General features: G+C 68.9%; 17 protein-coding genes. 13 read left to right on the top strand and 4 right to left on the bottom strand.

The window, feature by feature from the left end; genetic code table 11:
* Nucleotides 1-91: 91 nt before the first annotated feature.
* Complete coding sequence (locus AB0L97_RS13705; RefSeq protein WP_364428843.1) at nt 92-772, top strand: TetR/AcrR family transcriptional regulator; 681 nt, start codon at nt 92-94, stop codon at nt 770-772.
* On the opposite strand, the gene AB0L97_RS13710 is transcribed toward AB0L97_RS13705, so the two are convergent.
* Complete coding sequence (locus AB0L97_RS13710) at nt 702-1,367, bottom strand: TetR/AcrR family transcriptional regulator (protein ID WP_364428846.1); 666 nt, start codon at nt 1,365-1,367, stop codon at nt 702-704. The genes AB0L97_RS13705 and AB0L97_RS13710 overlap by 71 nt on opposite strands.
* A 101-nt stretch (nt 1,368-1,468) precedes the next feature.
* On the opposite strand from AB0L97_RS13710, the gene AB0L97_RS13715 reads away from it, so the two are divergent.
* From AB0L97_RS13715 to AB0L97_RS13725, 3 genes are all read left to right on the top strand, one after another.
* Nucleotides 1,469-2,938: a cytochrome P450 gene (locus AB0L97_RS13715; protein ID WP_364428849.1), complete on the top strand. Its 1,470-nt coding sequence runs from the start codon at nt 1,469-1,471 to the stop codon at nt 2,936-2,938.
* Nucleotides 2,935-3,117, top strand: a complete 183-nt coding sequence (locus tag AB0L97_RS13720) for a ferredoxin (RefSeq protein WP_355074575.1) — start codon at nt 2,935-2,937, stop codon at nt 3,115-3,117. Before AB0L97_RS13715 ends, AB0L97_RS13720 begins: the two co-directional genes overlap by 4 nt.
* A gap of 85 nt (nt 3,118-3,202) precedes the next feature.
* Nucleotides 3,203-3,436, top strand: a complete 234-nt coding sequence (locus AB0L97_RS13725) for a hypothetical protein (protein WP_039801014.1) — start codon at nt 3,203-3,205, stop codon at nt 3,434-3,436.
* 30 nt (nt 3,437-3,466) lie between these two features.
* Here the strand turns inward: AB0L97_RS13725 and AB0L97_RS13730 are convergent, their stop codons facing one another.
* A complete protein-coding gene (locus AB0L97_RS13730; protein WP_364428854.1) occupies nt 3,467-4,204 on the bottom strand; it encodes a uracil-DNA glycosylase in 738 nt (245 codons plus the stop codon).
* Between the two features lie 363 nt (nt 4,205-4,567).
* Between AB0L97_RS13730 and AB0L97_RS13735 the strand changes: the two genes are divergently transcribed.
* The 7 genes from AB0L97_RS13735 (at nt 4,568) to AB0L97_RS13765 (ending at nt 12,652) form a co-directional block, all read left to right on the top strand.
* Nucleotides 4,568-5,011, top strand: coding sequence for a GyrI-like domain-containing protein (locus tag AB0L97_RS13735; protein WP_355074571.1), 444 nt, complete (start codon nt 4,568-4,570; stop codon nt 5,009-5,011).
* Nucleotides 5,008-5,445, top strand: a complete 438-nt coding sequence (locus AB0L97_RS13740; RefSeq protein ID WP_364428858.1) for an effector binding domain-containing protein — start codon at nt 5,008-5,010, stop codon at nt 5,443-5,445. The genes AB0L97_RS13735 and AB0L97_RS13740 overlap by 4 nt, the downstream gene beginning before the upstream one ends.
* 248 nt (nt 5,446-5,693) lie before the next feature.
* A complete protein-coding gene (locus AB0L97_RS13745; RefSeq protein WP_355074568.1) occupies nt 5,694-6,467 on the top strand; it encodes a hypothetical protein in 774 nt (257 codons plus the stop codon).
* Nucleotides 6,457-8,592 (top strand): Rv1355c family protein, encoded by a 2,136-nt coding sequence (locus AB0L97_RS13750; RefSeq protein ID WP_364428862.1) that lies wholly within the window; start codon nt 6,457-6,459, stop codon nt 8,590-8,592. The genes AB0L97_RS13745 and AB0L97_RS13750 overlap by 11 nt, the downstream gene beginning before the upstream one ends.
* A gap of 67 nt (nt 8,593-8,659) precedes the next feature.
* The gene (locus tag AB0L97_RS13755; RefSeq protein WP_355075033.1) at nt 8,660-10,477 is read left to right on the top strand and encodes an EAL domain-containing protein; all 1,818 of its coding nucleotides are present in this window, start codon (nt 8,660-8,662) and stop codon (nt 10,475-10,477) included.
* Nucleotides 10,478-10,570: 93 nt separating this feature from the next.
* Nucleotides 10,571-11,698, top strand: coding sequence for a glycosyltransferase (locus AB0L97_RS13760; protein ID WP_364428865.1), 1,128 nt, complete (start codon nt 10,571-10,573; stop codon nt 11,696-11,698).
* Nucleotides 11,699-11,761: 63 nt separating this feature from the next.
* Nucleotides 11,762-12,652, top strand: coding sequence for an SDR family oxidoreductase (locus AB0L97_RS13765; RefSeq protein ID WP_364428868.1), 891 nt, complete (start codon nt 11,762-11,764; stop codon nt 12,650-12,652).
* Here the strand turns inward: AB0L97_RS13765 and soxR are convergent.
* The gene (gene soxR, locus AB0L97_RS13770) at nt 12,621-13,109 is read right to left on the bottom strand and encodes a redox-sensitive transcriptional activator SoxR (protein ID WP_067795363.1); all 489 of its coding nucleotides are present in this window, start codon (nt 13,107-13,109) and stop codon (nt 12,621-12,623) included. The two genes, AB0L97_RS13765 and soxR, sit on opposite strands and share 32 nt — an antisense overlap.
* Before the next feature lie 136 nt (nt 13,110-13,245).
* On the opposite strand from soxR, the gene arcA reads away from it, so the two are divergent.
* Together arcA and AB0L97_RS13780 are read left to right on the top strand one after the other, a co-directional pair.
* Nucleotides 13,246-14,502 (top strand): arginine deiminase, encoded by a 1,257-nt coding sequence (gene arcA, locus AB0L97_RS13775; protein WP_355074561.1) that lies wholly within the window; start codon nt 13,246-13,248, stop codon nt 14,500-14,502.
* Between the two features lie 8 nt (nt 14,503-14,510).
* Entirely contained in the window at nt 14,511-14,870 is a 360-nt protein-coding gene (locus AB0L97_RS13780; RefSeq protein ID WP_355074559.1) for a GntR family transcriptional regulator, read from the top strand.
* Between the two features lie 4 nt (nt 14,871-14,874).
* On the opposite strand, the gene AB0L97_RS13785 is transcribed toward AB0L97_RS13780, so the two are convergent.
* Nucleotides 14,875-16,491 carry a phospholipid carrier-dependent glycosyltransferase gene (locus tag AB0L97_RS13785; protein ID WP_364429116.1) on the bottom strand — a complete coding sequence of 539 codons (1,617 nt, stop codon included), beginning with the start codon at nt 16,489-16,491 and terminating at the stop codon, nt 14,875-14,877.
* Nucleotides 16,492-16,683 lie beyond the last annotated feature (192 nt).

A 16,683-nucleotide genomic window follows, 5' to 3' on the forward strand; every position in this document is an offset into this window, starting at 1 on the left:
CCGTTCGTCGGCGTTCGCGGTTCGATCGCGCGGCACGGCGTCGCGTGTCGACCCGGCACGCGAGCGGCGCACGCACGCATAGCATCGGATTGTGGAGCGAGGATCGTTGCTGAAGGCTCGGGCCGGCGGGAAACTGCACGGCGGCAATCACGGGATCGCGCCGGAAGAGGTGGTGGCCGCGCAGCGGGCCCGCATGCTGGTGGCGATGATCGAAGCGGCCGCGGACAAGGGCTACGCGGCGGCGACGGTGGCGGACGTGCTGAAGCGGGCCGAGGTGTCCAGGATGACCTTCTACCAGCACTTCGCGAACAAGGAGGCGTGCTTCCTCGCCGCCTACGACATGGCCGTGGAGATCGTGATGACCAGGATCACGGGCGCGCTCGCCGCTGACGGCACGCCGCTCGAGCGGATCGATCGGGCACTCGACGCCTACTTCTCCACCCTCGCGCAAGAACCACAGGTGGCGAAGGTCTTCCTGGTGGAGGTGTACGCGGCGGGAAGGCCGGTGCTGGAGCGGCGGTTGGCGACCCAGGCGGCTTTGGTGGACGGTTTCGCCGAGGCGCTCGGCGCGACGCGCCCGCATCAGCAGCTGGCGGGCGAGGCGGTGATCGGCGCGGTCGTCTCGCTGGCGACCAACCGCGTCGTCGCAGGGGACTTCGCCGCGCTGGCCGGATTGCGCGAGCCGCTGATGTCGTCGCTGATCAGGAATCTGGTGTGCGGCCGGACAGTCGTCCGGCGACCGCGGGCAGCCGATCCAGCATCGCCACGGTGAAATCGGCCAGCAGCGTGATCAGCCCGTCGCGGTCGACGTCGAGCCCCCCGTCCAGCCAGACGAGAACCAGCTCCGCCGCGCCGCCGGTGATCAGCTGGGAAGTCGCGGCGATCGCGGTGTCCTGCCCTTCGGGCAGCTCGAGCACCAGGCGGGTCTGCTCGATGATGACGTCGGCGACCTGGCGCATGCCCGCGAACCGGCTGCGCATGAGCGCCTCGTCGCCGTAGGTCTGGGCGAACGCCACTTTCGCGCGTCGCGGATCGTCGGTGAGTTCGACGATGAGGGCCGCCACTCCGGCGCGGATCCGGTCGGCGGGCGTGCCCGTGGTCTCGGCGACGGCGGCCTTCGCCCGGTCCAGCGCCGCCTGCTGGATCTCCACCAGCACCCCGGAGGCCAGCGCATCGCGGTCGGGGAACGCCTCGTAGAAGAAGCGCGGGCCGACCTTGGCCTGTTCGCACACCCCGCGCACGGTCAACGCCGACAGTCCCTGTGTGCCGATGATGTCGAGGGCGGCGTCGAGCAACCGCCTGCGCCGGTCCTCGCGGCGCTCGGCCGTGGAGGCTCCGCGGTAGGTGCCGCTGACGGTACGGGTCACCCCGCCAGCTTGGCACAGCCAAAATTGGGAAACAACCGTTTACGGAAACGATGGTTTCCTCTATCGTCGGACTATCGCAGTGTCGCGAAGGGAAGACGGTCATGAGTCTGCTTGTGCCCCAGTCGTTCGATGAGATCTCCGGCACGATCCGCCAGGCGCGGACCACCTGGGCGTGGCACGCGCAGCGCGCGGCCGCGCGCGCGGTCGCGCATTACCCGGCGCAGGTGCGGCCGCTGGCCGATCCGCCGCCGGGCAGCGGACTGAAACCGGTGCTCGGTGACTTCGGGCTCCCCGGCATCGGATACACCTTGCACGCGTTGGCCGACCCGATCCAATTCGCGCGGAAGCGTTTCGACCGCTTCGGCCCGGTGCAGTGGTTCGGCATGCTCGGTCGGCGCATGGTCACCTTCGGCAGTCCGGAGGGCTACGAGGCGGTGATGCTGGACCGCGACAAGGTGTTGTCGGCGCAGCGCGGCTGGGAGTGGCTGATCGGCCCGTTCTTCCGCGGGGGTCTGCTACTGCGCGATTTCGACGACCACCTCTTCCATCGGCGCGTGATGCAGCAGGCCTTCACGCGGCCGCGGTTGATCGGGTACCTCGACCTGACCACGCCTCGGATCACCCGCGGCATCGCGCAGTGGGAGCCCGCCGACGATTTCCCGGTCTACCGGTCGATCAAGAAACTGCTGCTCCAGCAGGCCACCGAAGTCTTCGCGGGCGCCGAATCCGGCGCGGGCTCGGCACGATTGGAGCGCGCCTTCGAGGACGCGGTGCGCGGCGGGGCCGCCTTGATCCGGGCGAACGTGCCGGGCGGTGTGTGGGCCCGCGGCGTGCGCGGCCGCCGGGTGCTCGAGGAGCACTTCCGCCGCGAGTTGCCCGCGAAGCGCGCGGGCGGCGGCAGCGATCTGTTCAGCGTGCTGTGCCGGGCCCGCACCGCCGACGGCGATACCTTCACCGACGCCGAGGTGATCGAGCACATGATCTTCGTGATGATGGCGGCCCACGACACCAGCACCATCGCCGCGTCCATGCTGGTCTACGAACTCGGCAGGCACCCCGAATGGCAGGAGCGGCTGCGCGCCGAATCCGTCGCGCTGGGCAAGCCGGCGCTGGACTACGACGATCTCGACCGCCTGCCCTCGCTCGATCTCGCGTTCAAGGAAGCGCTGCGGGTCTACTCGCCGGTGGCCCAGCAGGTCCGCGAAACCATCGCCGACGCCGACATCCTCGGCTACTACCTGCCGAAGGGGACGTTTATCCTCTGTGGCACGTACGGGCTGATGCGCAACGAGGAGTACTGGCACGATCCCGATACCTTCGACCCGGAACGTTTCGCCGAGCACCGTCGTGAGGACAGATCGCACCGCTTCGCCTGGGCGCCTTTCGGTGGCGGGGCGCACAAGTGCATCGGCCTCTACTTCGGCGGCATGACCGTGAAAGCCGTAGTGCATCAAATGCTGTTGCGGTATCGCTGGAGCGTGCCGGACGGCTACCAGCTGCCACTGGTCGCCGGAACCGGACCGGTGCCCGCCGATGGTTTGCCCATCCGGCTGGAGCGGATCGTCCGATGAGGATCATCGCCGACCGTATCGTCTGCGCGGGGCACGGCATGTGCGAAGCGCTGGCGCCCGACCTGTTCCGGGTCGGCGCGGACGGGATCGTCGTGCCGCCCGACACCGTCACGAGCGACCGGGAGCTGCTCGAGCTCGTCGTCGACAGCTGCCCGGTCGCGGCGCTGCGGCTGAGCTGAGGTCTCCCGGCTCGTTTCGCGTCCTCGGCGCTGGGTACCGCGAACTGCGATATTCGATCCCATCGACGCGAGAGGACCACTTCTCATGGCCACCTGCGATACGTGCGGAAACGAGTACGACAAGACGTTCACCATCACCCGCGACGGCCAGTCCGCCACCTTCGACAGCTTCGAATGCGCGATTACCGCCATGGCCCCGACCTGCACGCACTGTTCCTGCCGGATCGTCGGGCACGGTGTGGAGGCGCGTGGAGACTACTTCTGCTGCGCGCATTGCGCCCACGAAGCGGGTCATCCGGCCCTGGTCGATCACGTCTGAACCCGCTGCCGAGCGGCGATGCGCGACCGATCACCCGCGCGGCGCGTGGCTTCGCCGCACCTCGAGCCCCGCGACCCGCGCTGCTTCGGCCAGCACCGCTTCGAGCATGGCCGGAGTGAGTCGTCCGGTGAAGGTGTTCTGCTGGCTGACGTGGTAGCAGCCGAACAAGTGCAGCGGACCGCGGCCCTCCTCGGCGGCGGCCAGTTCGACGTGCGCGCCGTGGCCGAATCGCGGTCGCGGGCGCGGCACGGCCCAGCCCGCTTCGGCCAGCACCGGAAGCAGTGCCTGCCAGCCGAACGCGCCGAGCACCACCACCGAGCGGACGGTGGGCGTCAGCAGTCGCAGTTCGGTCGCCAGCCAGTGTCCGCAGCGATCTCGCTCCTCCGGCGTCGGCTTGTTGTCCGGCGGTGCGCAGTGCACGGGAGCGGTGACCCGCACGCCGTGCAGCCGCAGGCCGTCGTCGACGCTGACCGCGGTCGGCTGGTTGGCCAGACCGACCGCGTGCAGCGCCGCGAAGAGCACGTCGCCGCTGCGGTCGCCGGTGAACATGCGGCCGGTCCGGTTGCCGCCGTGCGCCGCGGGCGCGAGTCCGACGAGCAGCATCCGCGCGTCCGCCGGACCGAAGCCGGGTACGGGACGGCCCCAATACGTCTGGTCGCGGAAGGCGGCGCGTTTCTGTCGCGCGACGAGCTCGCGCCAGGCGACCAGACGCGGGCAGGCGAAGCAGTCGGCGACCGCCGCGTCGAGTTCGGCGATGGTCCGGCACACGTCAGCACCGGCCGTACGAGGCGGTGGCGTAGACCGCCCATACCGTGCGGCGCCCGAGGGCGTGGCAGCGTCGGTCGGAGATCGGTGTCTCGTGCATCAGAACTCCCTTCGGTGGTCCCGGGGGAGGGACGAACCGGGCGATCGTGCCCACGGTGCGCCGACGCGACCGGCCGGTGCCGTCGATCGTTGATCGGTCCCGTCCGGACGGTACCGCTTCGGACATCTGTCCAGTTCAGCGGGGTGATCGAGCGGCCGCCGGGTGCGATATGTGATCGGTACCACCCGGTCGGGGTTGGTAGCATGGCGGTTCCGACCGACCGGATGCGGTGGTTCACCTCCGGCTTCTTTCGAAAGAGTCTTTCCATGCAGTTTGAGATCGTCGAGCGGGACGAGACGTGGGTTGCCGGGCTGCCGGTACGCAGCCCCAAACGTGCGCTCGGGGAACTGCGTGACCGGGATCTGGAGGCCGCCTGGGCGGCGGTGTTGCACCAGGAACTCGGCGGCCCGTTGGCCAGCGCCTACACCGACTACACCGGTGAGCTGGGCACGTACAACACCCAGATCGTCGGCTATCAGTGCGCGTCCTTCGCCGACGTCACCCGCGGTCACCTGGTCGCCCGGCTGCCGCGCGGCGCCTACGCACGGTTCTCCTCGGTCGGTAACTTCCCGCAGGTGATGACCGACCTGTGGACGCAGATCGCCTACGCCGAGGAACACAACCAGATCAAGCGGACCTACACCGGCGATTTCGAGTGCTACCCGCACGCCTACAAGATCGATCTGTACCTGGCGGTCGACGCGCGATGAGTTATGCGATCGCGGTGCGTGCCGAGGCGGTCTACGGCGGGCTGGTCGTCCCGCGCGTGCGCCCGAGCTTCAAGGTCAGCAACAGCGACCTCATCGAGTTCCTCAAGGACCGCCTGCGGGACCGGGGGGACGGCGTGGACCGTCCGATGTACACGGTGTACGTGCCGGATCCGGCCGGGAACTACAACGCTGTGGTCTGTTTCGAGTACCCCGCGCCGGACGCGGTGCCGGTGGGTGACGTCTTGGTGCGTGTCCCGAAAGGCGTCTATGCCCGGTTCGCGCCGAACGGCGACTATCACGATCCGGTAGAGGACGTCTGGGCGCAGGTCGACGACGCGACGGCGTCCGCCGAGATCACCCGGGCCTACCGTGAAGAGATCGAGATCTGGCACGCCCCGGAATCGGTCGAGTTGTTCATTTCAATCCTCGTTTAAATTGCTAATCGGTAACTGACCTCGGACCGACTGGTCTCCATGTTATTTCCGATTTCGAATACGCCGGTTCTGACCTGCGAAAATATGGCGTGTACCACAGAGTTTTCGGAAGATTAACCGGACGGCTGGTCAATTCCTGTCCGATGACGGATACTGCCCTGGGCAACTTCGTCTCGGCTCGGGGCCGCGGAGGGCTGCATCGGGCTGGACTATCGCGCATGGCAGCGCGGCGATGGAGTAGGAACAACATGACTGTGGATCTGATTGCAGTCGTGCCGAGGAACTCCCGTGGGCGGGGAGTGCGACGGTATTACGACGCGCAATCCGAGTGTGCGTTCTTTGTCTCCGAACCGGGCGTGCAGCCGGAACTCTGGGACCGGTATCTGCACGGGGCGTGTGCCGTTTACCGGCATTTCGGAGTCGAACACGCGCTCGAATACGAAACGGTCGCCGACGGTGCGTCATCGGCGCTGTTCTTCGCCGCGCTCGACGCCGACGGCGACATGGTCGCCGGGGTGCGGATGCAAGGTCCGTACACCGACGCGCGGCAGGCGCACGCGCTGGTCGAATGGGCCGGTCAGCCGGGCGCGGACGACTTGCGGCAGATGATCGCCGACCGGATACCGCAGGGCGTGATCGAGGCCAAAGGCGCGTGGGTCGCTCGCGATGCCGCCAACCGGGGCGAACTCAGCGCGGCGATCTCGCGCACCGTGCTGCACGGCGCGCGCCTGCTCGGCGCCCGCTACGGCTTCGCGACTGTGGCCTCCTTCACCGTGGCCCGCCACGAGGCGTGCGGTGCGGTTGCGGCCGAGCGCATTCCCGCGGTGCCGTATCCGGACGAGCGCTACCGAACGGTTCCGCTGTGGTGGGATACCCGGAGCTATGCCGCCTCAGCCGAGGAAGCGCAGCGATCCCTGACCCAGCGCGAACAGGACGCGCTCGGCCTGTCGACCGCGCGTACGCCCGATGTGCGATGCGGGATCGGGCGGCCGACGGAGGGCCGGCGCGGACATGGGCGATGACCGGAGCCGAGCGGCGGACCACCGGCCGCTGATCATCGACCCCGCCGATCCGGAGGACGCGCGGATACTCGCCGCGCTGCGCGCCGACCCGCGCATCGAAATCCTCGATCTGCGTGCGTCGTTGCGCGCCGAATACAGCAGAATGGTTGCCGCGCCCGATATTCCGGAGGGGCACGAAGCGGATCGCTGGATCTATTATCCGTGGCGCGCCGCGGTGGTCGGATTGCCGGGGCCGCGTACTTTCCGGATGATCCGGCTGGATCGTAATCGGAACAAACTGACCAGAGCCGAACAGGACCTTTTGGCCGAACGCACGATCGGGATCGTGGGACAAAGCGCCGGGCACGCGATCGCGCATCTGCTCGCCATGGAGGGCGTTTGCGGCGGATTGCGCTTGGCGGACCTGGACGATATCGAGTTGTCGAATCTCAACCGGGTGGCCGGGACGCTGTTCGACATCGGCGTCAACAAAGCGGTGGTAACCGCACGCCGTATCGCCGAGTTGGACCCTTATCTCCCGGTGCAGATCTTCGCGGCCGGGGTCGACGAGAATTCGGTGGACGAATTCCTGGACGGACTCGCGATCGTGGTCGAGGAATGCGATTCGCTCGATATGAAACTCGTGATTCGCGAGGCGGCGGCCCGGCATCGCATTCCCGTACTGATGGAAACCAGTGACCGTGGTTTGCTGGACGTCGAGCGTTTCGATCTCGAAGCCCGTCGTCCCGCGTTCCACGGATTACTCGGCGAGGTCAGCGCCCGGGATTTGCGGGGACTGACCTCGCGGGAGAAGGCGCCGTACGTGGTGAAGCTGCTCGGCGCCTCCGGGCTGTCGCCGCGGCTGGGCGCGAGCCTGGTCGAAGTCGGCGAGACGGTGAACAGCTGGCCGCAGCTGGCCGGTGACGTCGGCCTCGGCGCCGCGAGCGTGGCCGCCGCCGTGCGGCGCATCGGACTGGGGCTGAAGCTGGATTCCGGTCGCGTCCGGATCGATGTGGAACGGCATCTCGACGAGCTGGCCGACCCGCCGCCGAACGACGAGCCGGTGTGGGCCGATGCGCCGCCCGAGTCCGTCACCGGGCCCATCGCAAGCGTCCTCGCCTGCGCGCAACGGGCTCCATCCGGGGGAAACATGCAGCCTTGGTCGTTGCGGGCCGGCGCGGAGCACATCGCCATCGAGCTGGCGCCCGAGTGCAGCACGGCGATGGACATCGGCTATCGCGGCAGCGCCGTCGCACTCGGCGCGGCCGTCTACAACGCGCGGGTCGCCGCGGCCGCGCACGGAATCCTCGGCCCGCACGAGTTCGTCGAAGGAGCGCCGGGGTCCGGTCGTCTCGTCGCCCGCTTGCGGCTGGGGAACGATCGCAGTGCCGAGCTGGCGGCCGACTATCCCGCCGTTCTGCGACGCGAGACCAACCGCAGGGTCGGCACCGGGGCCCCGCTGGCAGACGGCGTACTCGACGCGCTCACGGCGGCCGCCGAAGCGGCCGGTGCGCATGTGCGCGCCGTCGTGGAACGGGAGGACATTGAGGAAGCTGCGAGGTTGCTGGGGGATTCCGATCGGGTCCGCTATCTCACGCCCCGCTTATACGAGGAAATGCTCGCCGAAGTCCGTTGGGCGGACGACACGCCGGAGACCGGAATCGATGCGCGCAGCCTGGAACTGACCGACGACGAATGGGCGGCATTCCAGATCACCACCCGCGCCGACGTCATGGCGCAGTTGCGGTCCTGGTCGGGTGGAGCGGCGCTGGGGAAATACACCGGTGACCGGGTGCGGTCCAGCTCCGCCATTCTGGCCGTGACATTCGACGCGGCCGACCCTCGATTGACCGACTACGCGGCGGCGGGCGCGGCGGTCGCGCGGGTTTGGGTGCGGGCCGAGCGCCTCGGATTGTGCGTGCAGCCGATTTCCCCGGTATACCTCTACGCCCGACGCCATGCGGAACTTGCAGCGATTTCCCCCGACTTCACGGATACACTAACGTCACTTCAGGGCCGTTTCCTGGACCTGCTGGAAGTGCCCGAGCATGAGACCATGGCGTTGGTGCTTCGCCTGAGCTACGCCTCCGCCGCCACCGTACGCAGCAGGCGGCGTCCGGTGCTCGGTGTGGACACCAGTAGTTAGCGCGATCGGAGACAATGTGCCACGGCGGACACTCGACTCGTTGGTGACCCAGGTCGCCTCTGAGCTCATGGGTGTGGACGCCACGACCATGGTCGCCGCCACCGAACGCGTGCTCGCGCAACTGGTCGAGTACTTCGACGTGGATTTCAGCTACGTGCGGCACACCGACCGCGAACGCCGGGCAACCGTGCTCATCGCCGAGTGGCCGCACCGGCAGAACATTCCGGATCCCGATCCGCTCGGCGTGATCTACTTCGACGGCGCCGACCCGGTGTTCCGCGCCCTGGAGAACGCGACCGAGCCGATGGTCGCGCGCCCGACGCCGGAATTCGCCGACTACCAGGAGACCGTGCGCCGTGGTTCCGGCATCGTCGGGGTGACCTCGGCGGCGGTACCGCTGATGTCGCGTGGCGAGCCGACCGGTGTGCTCGGGTTCGTCAAGTCGGGCGATCGGGAGTGGAGCAATCGCGAACTCAACGTGCTCAAAGCCATCGCGGCGCTGTTCGCGCAACTGCAAGCGCGGGTGGTCGCGGAGGAACGTCTCCGATACATCGCGCTGCACGACGACTTGACCGGCCTGGCCAACCGGCGCGCGCTGCTCGAGCACATGGAGGAGCGATTACGCGCGGGAAGCCCCGGCCCGGTGGCCGCTTTCTTCCTCGACCTGGACCGCTTGAAAGCACTCAACGATTTCCTCGGTCACACCGCAGGGGACAACTTCATCCGCACCTTGTCGACGCGCCTGCGGGAGAACCTGGACCCGAACGACATGATCGCCCGACTGGGCGGCGACGAATTCGTCATCGTTCCCGCCAAGCCGATGGACGCGGTGGCCGCCGAGTACGAGGCGAACCGCATCCAGCAGTTGATCGCGCGGCGCGTCACCGTCGGCGGCGAGTCGGTCAGCCGGGGCGCCAGCGTCGGCGTCGCGCTCGGCTTCCCCGGTGAGACGACGGTCGCCGACGTGCTGCGCCGCGCCGATCACGCGTTGTTGTCGGCGAAATCGGGCGGCGGCAACGGCGTCGCGGTGTTCACCGACACCATGCGCGCGCAATTCGAACTCCAAGACGACGTGGAGCTCAACCTGCGCGGCGCGGTGTCGGACGGCTCGCTGCTGCTGCACTACCAACCCGAGGTGGATCTGCGCACGGGCCGCATCGTGGCGTTGGAGGCGCTGGTTCGCTGGCTGCACCCGACCAGGGGATTGCTGCCGCCCGCCGCGTTCGTCACCGTCGCCGAGGCCACCAACCTGGCTGGCGAACTCGGCCGCTGGGTGATCCGGTCGGCGTGCGCGCAATTCGCCGAATGGCGCAGGCGCGGTCTGGCGGGCAACGTCGTGATGCGGATCAACGTGTCGCCGGTGCAGTTGGTGAGCCTCGATTTCGTCGAGCGCATCGAGGACATCCTGCGCCTGTTCGGCATCGACGGCAGCTCGGTGTGCCTGGAGATCACCGAGCACGTCGTGGTCCAGGACCTGGCCCGGACCCAGGTCACGCTGCGCGGACTCAAGCGGATGGGCGTGCAGATCGCCATCGACGATTTCGGCACCGGCTACAGCTCGCTGTCGCATCTGAAGGCGCTGCCGGTGGACGCGGTGAAGATCGATCGGGGTTTCGTGCAGCGCCTCGGCGCCAGCACCGACGATCTGGCAATCGTGAAATCCATCATCGGCCTGGCCGGCTCGTTCGGGCTGGGCGTCGTCGGGGAAGGCGTCGAGACGGCGGTCGCCGCGCGCACCTTGGTCGGCCTCGGCTGCTACCGCGCGCAAGGCTTTCTGATCGCGAAGCCGATGCCCGCCGAGCAGGTCGAGACGCACCTCACCGCGGGCCGGATCCCGCTTGATCTCGATCTTCCGCGGGCCGGGCGCGGGCTGCCCGCGCACTGAGATCACCGCGACAGCCGCCGGTTATCCGGTTCTTTCACGGCCGTTCACGCACCGTTGGGCGCGGGTAACCCGATCCGCTGCACGATCGGCCACGTGCGCATAGTTCAGCTTGCGAACTTCTACGGCCCGCGGTCGGGTGGGCTGCGCACGGCGCTGCACCATCTGGGCGAGGGTTACGTCGCCGCGGGACACGATGTGGTACTGATCGTGCCGGGCCCGCGCCGGTCCGAGGAGATCCTGCCCACCGGCGTCGTACGGATCACACTGCCCGCGTTGGCCATTCCGTGGACCGGGGGTTACCGTGCCGCGGATCCACGCCGGGTGGCCGACGTCCTGGACGGATTGCGGCCCGACGTGCTCGAGGTCTCCGACCGGCTGACGCTGCGCGGATTCGGCCGCTGGGCGCGGCGGCGCGACGTGGCAGGCGTGATGATCTCGCACGAGCGGCTCGACCGGCTGCTGGGGCAGGTACTGCCCGGCCCGGTGGCGCGGCGCTGCGCCGATGTGGCCAACCGGCACACCGCCACCGACTACGACATCGTCGTGTGCACCACCAGCTTCGCTCGCGAGGAGTTCCTGCGCATCGACGCGCGGAACGTGGAGCTGGTCCCGCTCGGCGTCGATCTCGATCTGTTCAACCCGCACCGGCGCGATCGCAGGCTGCGCGCCGATCTGGGGGTGCCGGGTCATCCGCTGCTGGTGCACTGCGGCCGGTTGTCGGTCGAGAAGCGGGTGGATCGCAGCATCGAGGCGGTCGGCGCGTTGCGGGCGGCGGGTATCGAGGCGCGATTGATCGTCGCCGGGGACGGCCCGCGCCGCGACGCGTTGCAGCGGCGGGCCCGCACGCTGGCCCCGCTGCCTGGCGGGGTGCCCGCCGTGCACTTCACCGGCTTCATCGCCGAGCGCGCGATGGTCGCCAAACTGCTCGCCACGGCGGATGTCTCGCTGGCGCCCGGTCCGCACGAGACTTTCGGCCTCGCGGCGCTGGAAGCGCTCGCGGCGGGCACGCCCGTGGTGGCGAGCCGATCCTCCGCGCTGGCCGACATCGTGACCGCCGACTGCGGCGCGGTGGCCGCCGACCATCCGTCCGCGTTCGCGCGGGCGGTCAGCGACGTGCTGGCCATGCCGCAGGCCCGCAGGCGCAGCGCCGCGCGCAGCCGGGCCGAGCAATTCACCTGGCCGCGAGCCGTCGCGGGCATGCTCGCGGTTCTGGGTCGTTAGCGGCGTCCCGGTCGGCGGCCGCCGACTGGACTACCCTGCGGGGAACCGATTCGGCGATTCGAGATGGGATGCGCAGTGCTGGGTAGAGGTCGCGGGCGAGCGGGTCGAACGACGGTGCGCGATGCGAAGGTTCTGGTCACGGGCGCGGCGAGCGGCATCGGCCGGTCCACCGCGCTGGCCGCCGCCGCGGACGGCGGCGAACTGGTGCTCACCGATGTCAATGCCGAGGGCCTGGACGCCACGGTGACGGACATCCGAGCCGCGGGCGGACGTGTGGCTCTGGCGCAAGCGCTGGACATCACCGACTACGACGCGGTGCGCGCCTTCGCCGACCGGGCGCACGCCGAACTCGGCAGCCTGGACGTCGTCATGAACATCGCGGGCACGTCGGTCTGGGGGACCGTGGAGAACCTGGAGCACCAGCACTGGCGGCGCATGGTGGAGGTCAACCTGATGGGGCCGATCCACGTCATCGAGACCTTCGTGCCGCCCATGGTGCGCGCGGGCAAGGGCGGCGCGCTGGTGAACGTGTCGTCGGCGGCGGGCCTGCTCGCGCTGCCCTGGCACGCGGCTTACAGCGCGGGCAAATTCGGCATCCGCGGCGTATCCGAGGTGTTGCGGGTGGATCTGGCGCAACACGGCATCACGGTGCATCTGGTGGCGCCCGGCGCGGTGAACACGCCGCTGGTGCGCAGCGTCGAGCTGGTCGGAGTGAACAAAGAGGACCCGAAGATCAAGCGGCTCACCGCCGCGTTCACCGAGCACGCGGTGCCGCCGGAGCGGGTGGCGACGGCGATCCTGCGCGGGATCGAACGCAACCGGTTCCTGATCTACAGCTCGTTCGACATCCGCTTCGGTTACTGGTGGAAGCGCAAGTTCGCCTTTCCCTACGAGTTCGCGATGCGGCGCACCAGCGCCCGGTTCAGCAGGCTGCTGGCTTCGACGGGCAATTGAGCTGCACGTCGAGCACGCGCGCGCCGGGACCTTCGGCGCCGAGCCGGTCGTGCTCGTTGACCAAGCGGCAGGTGCCGAGGGACAGGCAGCCGCAGCCGATGCAGCCGGTGAGGCTGTCGCGCAATCGGATCAGCTGGGTGATCCGGTCGTCCAGGTCGGCGCGCCACGTGGTGGACAAGGTCTCCCAATCGCGCCGGGTGGGCGTGCGGCCTTCCGGTAGTTGATCGAGGGCCGCCCTGATCTCGCTCAGCGGTATGCCGACGCGCTGGGAGATGCGGATGAACGCGACGCGGCGCAAGGTCTCGCGGGCATATCTGCGCTGATTCCCGCTGGTGCGTCTGCTCGTGATGAGCCCTTCGCGTTCGTAGAAGTGCAACGCGGAGACCGCGACTCCACTACGCTCGGAGAGCTGCCCGGGGGTCAGCTCCTTCGCCCGCCAATCGGCTGCTGTCGACATGCACGCTCCTCCCAATCACCTCAACAATACTTGAGGTTAGGGTGTGCTGGGACCGGATTCGGCGATCGCGCACCGATCCGCACGCCGAAGCCGGGATTTCCGTGCTCTTCCGGCCGCGGCGCACTACGGTTCGATCATGGGAGCAGATGCTGTGTCCGCGCGGGAGGGTGCGCGTTTGGCCGTGACGTCCGAAGTCGGCACGCTGCGTACGGTGCTGCTGCACCGGCCGGGCAACGAGCTGCGCAGGCTGACCCCGCGCAACAACGATCAGCTGTTGTTCGACGGCATCCCGTGGGTGGAGCGCGCGCAGCAGGAGCACGACGCGTTCGCCGAAGTGCTGCGTGGCCGCGGCACCGAGGTGCTGCTGCTGTCGGACCTGCTCGCCGAGACCATCCAGGTCAGCGGCGCCGCCCGGATCCAGGGCATCTCGGCCGCCGTAGACGCGCGCAGGCTCGGACACACGCTGGCCGACGAACTGGCCGCCTTCCTGCGCGGCGTGCCCGCAGGGGAACTGGCCGACATCCTCATGGCGGGGATGACCTTCGACGAGTTGCCGTTCGGGCCCGACGCCACCTCGCTGGTGCGCCGCATGCACCACGGCGGCGACTTCGTCATCGATCCGCTGCCCAATCTGCTGTTCACCAGGGATTCCTCGTTCTGGGTCGGTCCGCGCGTGGCGATCACCTCCCTCGCGCTGCCCGCCCGCAGCCGGGAGACCTCGCTGACCGATCTCATCTACGCGTTCCATCCGCGTTTCCTCGGGGTGCGCCGGGCGTACGAATCGCACACCGCGCCGATCGAAGGGGGCGACGTGCTGCTGCTTTCGGAGGGCGTGGTCGCGGTGGGCGTCGGCGAGCGCACCTCGCCCGCCGGCGCGGAAGCCTTGGCGCGCAGCCTGTTCGACGATGACCTCGCGCACACCGTGCTCGTCGTGCCGATCGCGCAAACCCGCGCGACGATGCACCTGGACACGGTGTGCACCATGGTCGACGCGGACGCCGTCGTGATGTATCCGGCGGTGCGCGAATCGCTGTGCGCCTTCACCATCCGCAAGGCCGACGACTACGGCGGACGGCTCGGCAGCGGCCGGGTCGGCATCAGCGGTCCCGACCCGTTCCTGCCCGCGGCCGCCGAGGCGATGGGCATCGGCAAGCTGCGGGTGATCGACACGGGACTGGACGGCGTCACCGCCGAACGGGAACAGTGGGACGACGGCAACAACACCCTCGCGCTCGCGCCCGGCGTGGTGGTCGCCTACGAGCGCAATGAGATGACCAACGCCAGGCTGGAGGACGAAGGCATCGAGGTGCTGCGCATCCCCGGCTCCGAACTCGGCTCCGGCCGGGGCGGCCCGCGTTGCCTGTCCTGCCCGCTGTCCCGCGACGAGTTGTGAGCGCGGGCATGTTCACCATCACCGTCTCGCACGACTCGACTGTGCCGCCCTACGAGCAGCTACGCCTCGGCATCATCGCCCAGGTGCGTTCTGGCGAACTGACCGCAGGAACCAAGATCCCGACCGTCCGCGCCCTTGCGGCTCAACTCGGCCTCGCCCCCAACACGGTGGCACGCGCCTACCGCGAGCTGGAGGCGGACGGCGTGGTCGAAACCCGGGGCAGGCAGGGTTCGTTCATCGCCTCCTCGGGAGACCCGACCCGCGACGTGGCAGGTCGCGCGGCCACCGCCTACGTCGCGACGGTGCGCAGATTGGGCTTGGACGACGCCACCGCCCTGCGCTATGTGCAGGCGGCACTCGAGGCCTGACCTCTTATCTCCAGCTGGGGAGCCAGAGGTGGTCGTGCCAGTTGCCCGGGGTGATCGGTAGCGCGGTGAGAATCGGCCACAGCCAGATGAAGTTGGCGATCACCAGGCCCAGGTAGAGGCAGACCGCGAGTAGTCCGAGGCTGCGCCGTTCGTTCGGCGGGGTGGGCAGGTAGATCCCGGCGGGGCTGCGCGGGATGGTGCTGGGGTGCGCGGGGCCCAGCACGTCGCCGAGCACCAGCGCCACGCCCATCACCAGGAACGGAGCCATCGGGACGGCGTAGAAGTAGTACATCTGCCGGTCGAGGGTGGCGAACCAGGGCAGCAGCGCGGCGCCGTAGCCCACCAGCACCGCGCCGTGGCGCCAGTCGCGACGGACCACCGCGCGCCACAGCATCCAGGCCAGCACCGGAAAAGCCACCCACCAAATGGCGGGCGTGCCGATCAGCATCACGGCCTTCACGCACTGGGTCTGCCCGCAACCGGTGACGCCGCTGTCTGCGTAGTAGTACAGCATCGGGCGCAGGCCCATGGGCCAGGTCCACGGCTTGGATTCCCAAGGGTGATGGTTGCCCGCCGAATTGGTCAGTTCGGTGTGGAATTCCAGCGACCTGGCGTTGAAGTACCAGAGCGAACGCAGCGCGCCCGGCACCACATGCGACCAGAATCCTCCGGTGCCGATCGGGTCCGTCGGCGCGGACGGATTGCCGGGCATGTACCGGTACACGCCGGTCTCGCTCGCGAACCAGGCCCAGTAGCTGGCCAGATAGATGCCGAGCGGCACGAGCACCAGCGCGTACAGCGCGGGCCCGATGTCCCGCAGCGCGACCCCGAGCCACGGACGGCGTACCCCGTAGAGCCGCCGCGCCGAGAGGTCGAAGTAGACGCTCATCAAGCCGAAGGCGGCGATGAAATAGATTCCGGACCATTTGGTTCCGCAGGCCAGCCCGAGCAGCAGGCCCGCGCCGAAGCGCCACCAGCGCACCCCGAGGCGCGGTCCCCAGTCGGTCACGCCGATCCGGCCCTCCGCGTCGGCGCGCGCGCACCGAGCACGCACCTCGTCGCGGTCGACGATCAGGCAGCCGAAGGCGGCGGTGACGAACAACGCCATGAAGATGTCGAGCATGCCGATGCGCGAGGAGACGAAGGTCAGCCCGTCGGCGATCAGCAGGATGCCCGCGATCGCGCCGATCAGGGTGGAGCGTGTCATCCGCCGGGTGATCCGGATCACCAGCAGCACCAGCACCGTTCCGGCGAGCGCGGCGGTGAAACGCCAGCCCCAGCCGTTGTAGCCGAACATCGCCTCGCCGATCGCGATGAACTGCTTGCCGACCGGGGGATGCACCACCAGCCCGTAGCCGGGGTTGTCCTCCACCCAGCCGCCGGTGAGCATCTGCCAAGCCTGCGGAGCGTAGTGCTTCTCGTCGAACACGGGGGTGCCCGCGTCGGTCGGGTAGTTGAGCATGGTGAAGCGCGTCACCGCCGCGATCGCGGTGAGGAACGCGGTCACCAGCCAGCCGCGCGCGCGGTCGGTCGGCCCGAAGTCGCGTGGCGGCCGCAGCGGCCCCGGGCTCGACCAGGATGGCACGGTTCCGAACCGTGCGGTCGCGCGCTGGTCGGTCACCTGGGTCACGCCCCGATCGTATGCTCCTCCGCCTCTCCGGGTCTTCAGGCCGTACTAGTTGGGTGGTTCGGGATTCGCGTTCAGGTCCCGCGTGAGTGCCGCTGTAGTTTTGGGCGTACCCGGTGAGTTACCCATGTGCTCACGAGATCGGCTGTACGTGTCGAGAACGAGCCCGGCGGATTCGCGGTCGGC

Origin of the sequence: Nocardia sp. NPDC051911 (assembly GCF_040681035.1) — a bacterium.
GTDB lineage: Bacteria > Actinomycetota > Actinomycetes > Mycobacteriales > Mycobacteriaceae > Nocardia > Nocardia sichangensis.

What these genes read in the sequence shown, in the direction of transcription:
- AB0L97_RS13715 (WP_364428849.1), top strand. Translation starts at nt 1,469, where the DNA reads ATGAGTCTGCTTGTGCCCCAGTCGTTCGATGAGATCTCCGGCACGATC.
- AB0L97_RS13720 (WP_355074575.1), top strand. Translation starts at nt 2,935, where the DNA reads ATGAGGATCATCGCCGACCGTATCGTCTGCGCGGGGCACGGCATGTGC.
- AB0L97_RS13725 (WP_039801014.1), top strand. Translation starts at nt 3,203, where the DNA reads ATGGCCACCTGCGATACGTGCGGAAACGAGTACGACAAGACGTTCACC.
- AB0L97_RS13735 (WP_355074571.1), top strand. Translation starts at nt 4,568, where the DNA reads ATGCAGTTTGAGATCGTCGAGCGGGACGAGACGTGGGTTGCCGGGCTG.
- AB0L97_RS13740 (WP_364428858.1), top strand. Translation starts at nt 5,008, where the DNA reads ATGAGTTATGCGATCGCGGTGCGTGCCGAGGCGGTCTACGGCGGGCTG.
- AB0L97_RS13745 (WP_355074568.1), top strand. Translation starts at nt 5,694, where the DNA reads ATGACTGTGGATCTGATTGCAGTCGTGCCGAGGAACTCCCGTGGGCGG.
- AB0L97_RS13750 (WP_364428862.1), top strand. Translation starts at nt 6,457, where the DNA reads ATGGGCGATGACCGGAGCCGAGCGGCGGACCACCGGCCGCTGATCATC.
- AB0L97_RS13755 (WP_355075033.1), top strand. Translation starts at nt 8,660, where the DNA reads ATGGGTGTGGACGCCACGACCATGGTCGCCGCCACCGAACGCGTGCTC.
- AB0L97_RS13765 (WP_364428868.1), top strand. Translation starts at nt 11,762, where the DNA reads ATGGGATGCGCAGTGCTGGGTAGAGGTCGCGGGCGAGCGGGTCGAACG.
- soxR (WP_067795363.1), bottom strand. Translation starts at nt 13,109, where the DNA reads ATGTCGACAGCAGCCGATTGGCGGGCGAAGGAGCTGACCCCCGGGCAG.
- arcA (WP_355074561.1), top strand. Translation starts at nt 13,246, where the DNA reads ATGGGAGCAGATGCTGTGTCCGCGCGGGAGGGTGCGCGTTTGGCCGTG.
- AB0L97_RS13780 (WP_355074559.1), top strand. Translation starts at nt 14,511, where the DNA reads ATGTTCACCATCACCGTCTCGCACGACTCGACTGTGCCGCCCTACGAG.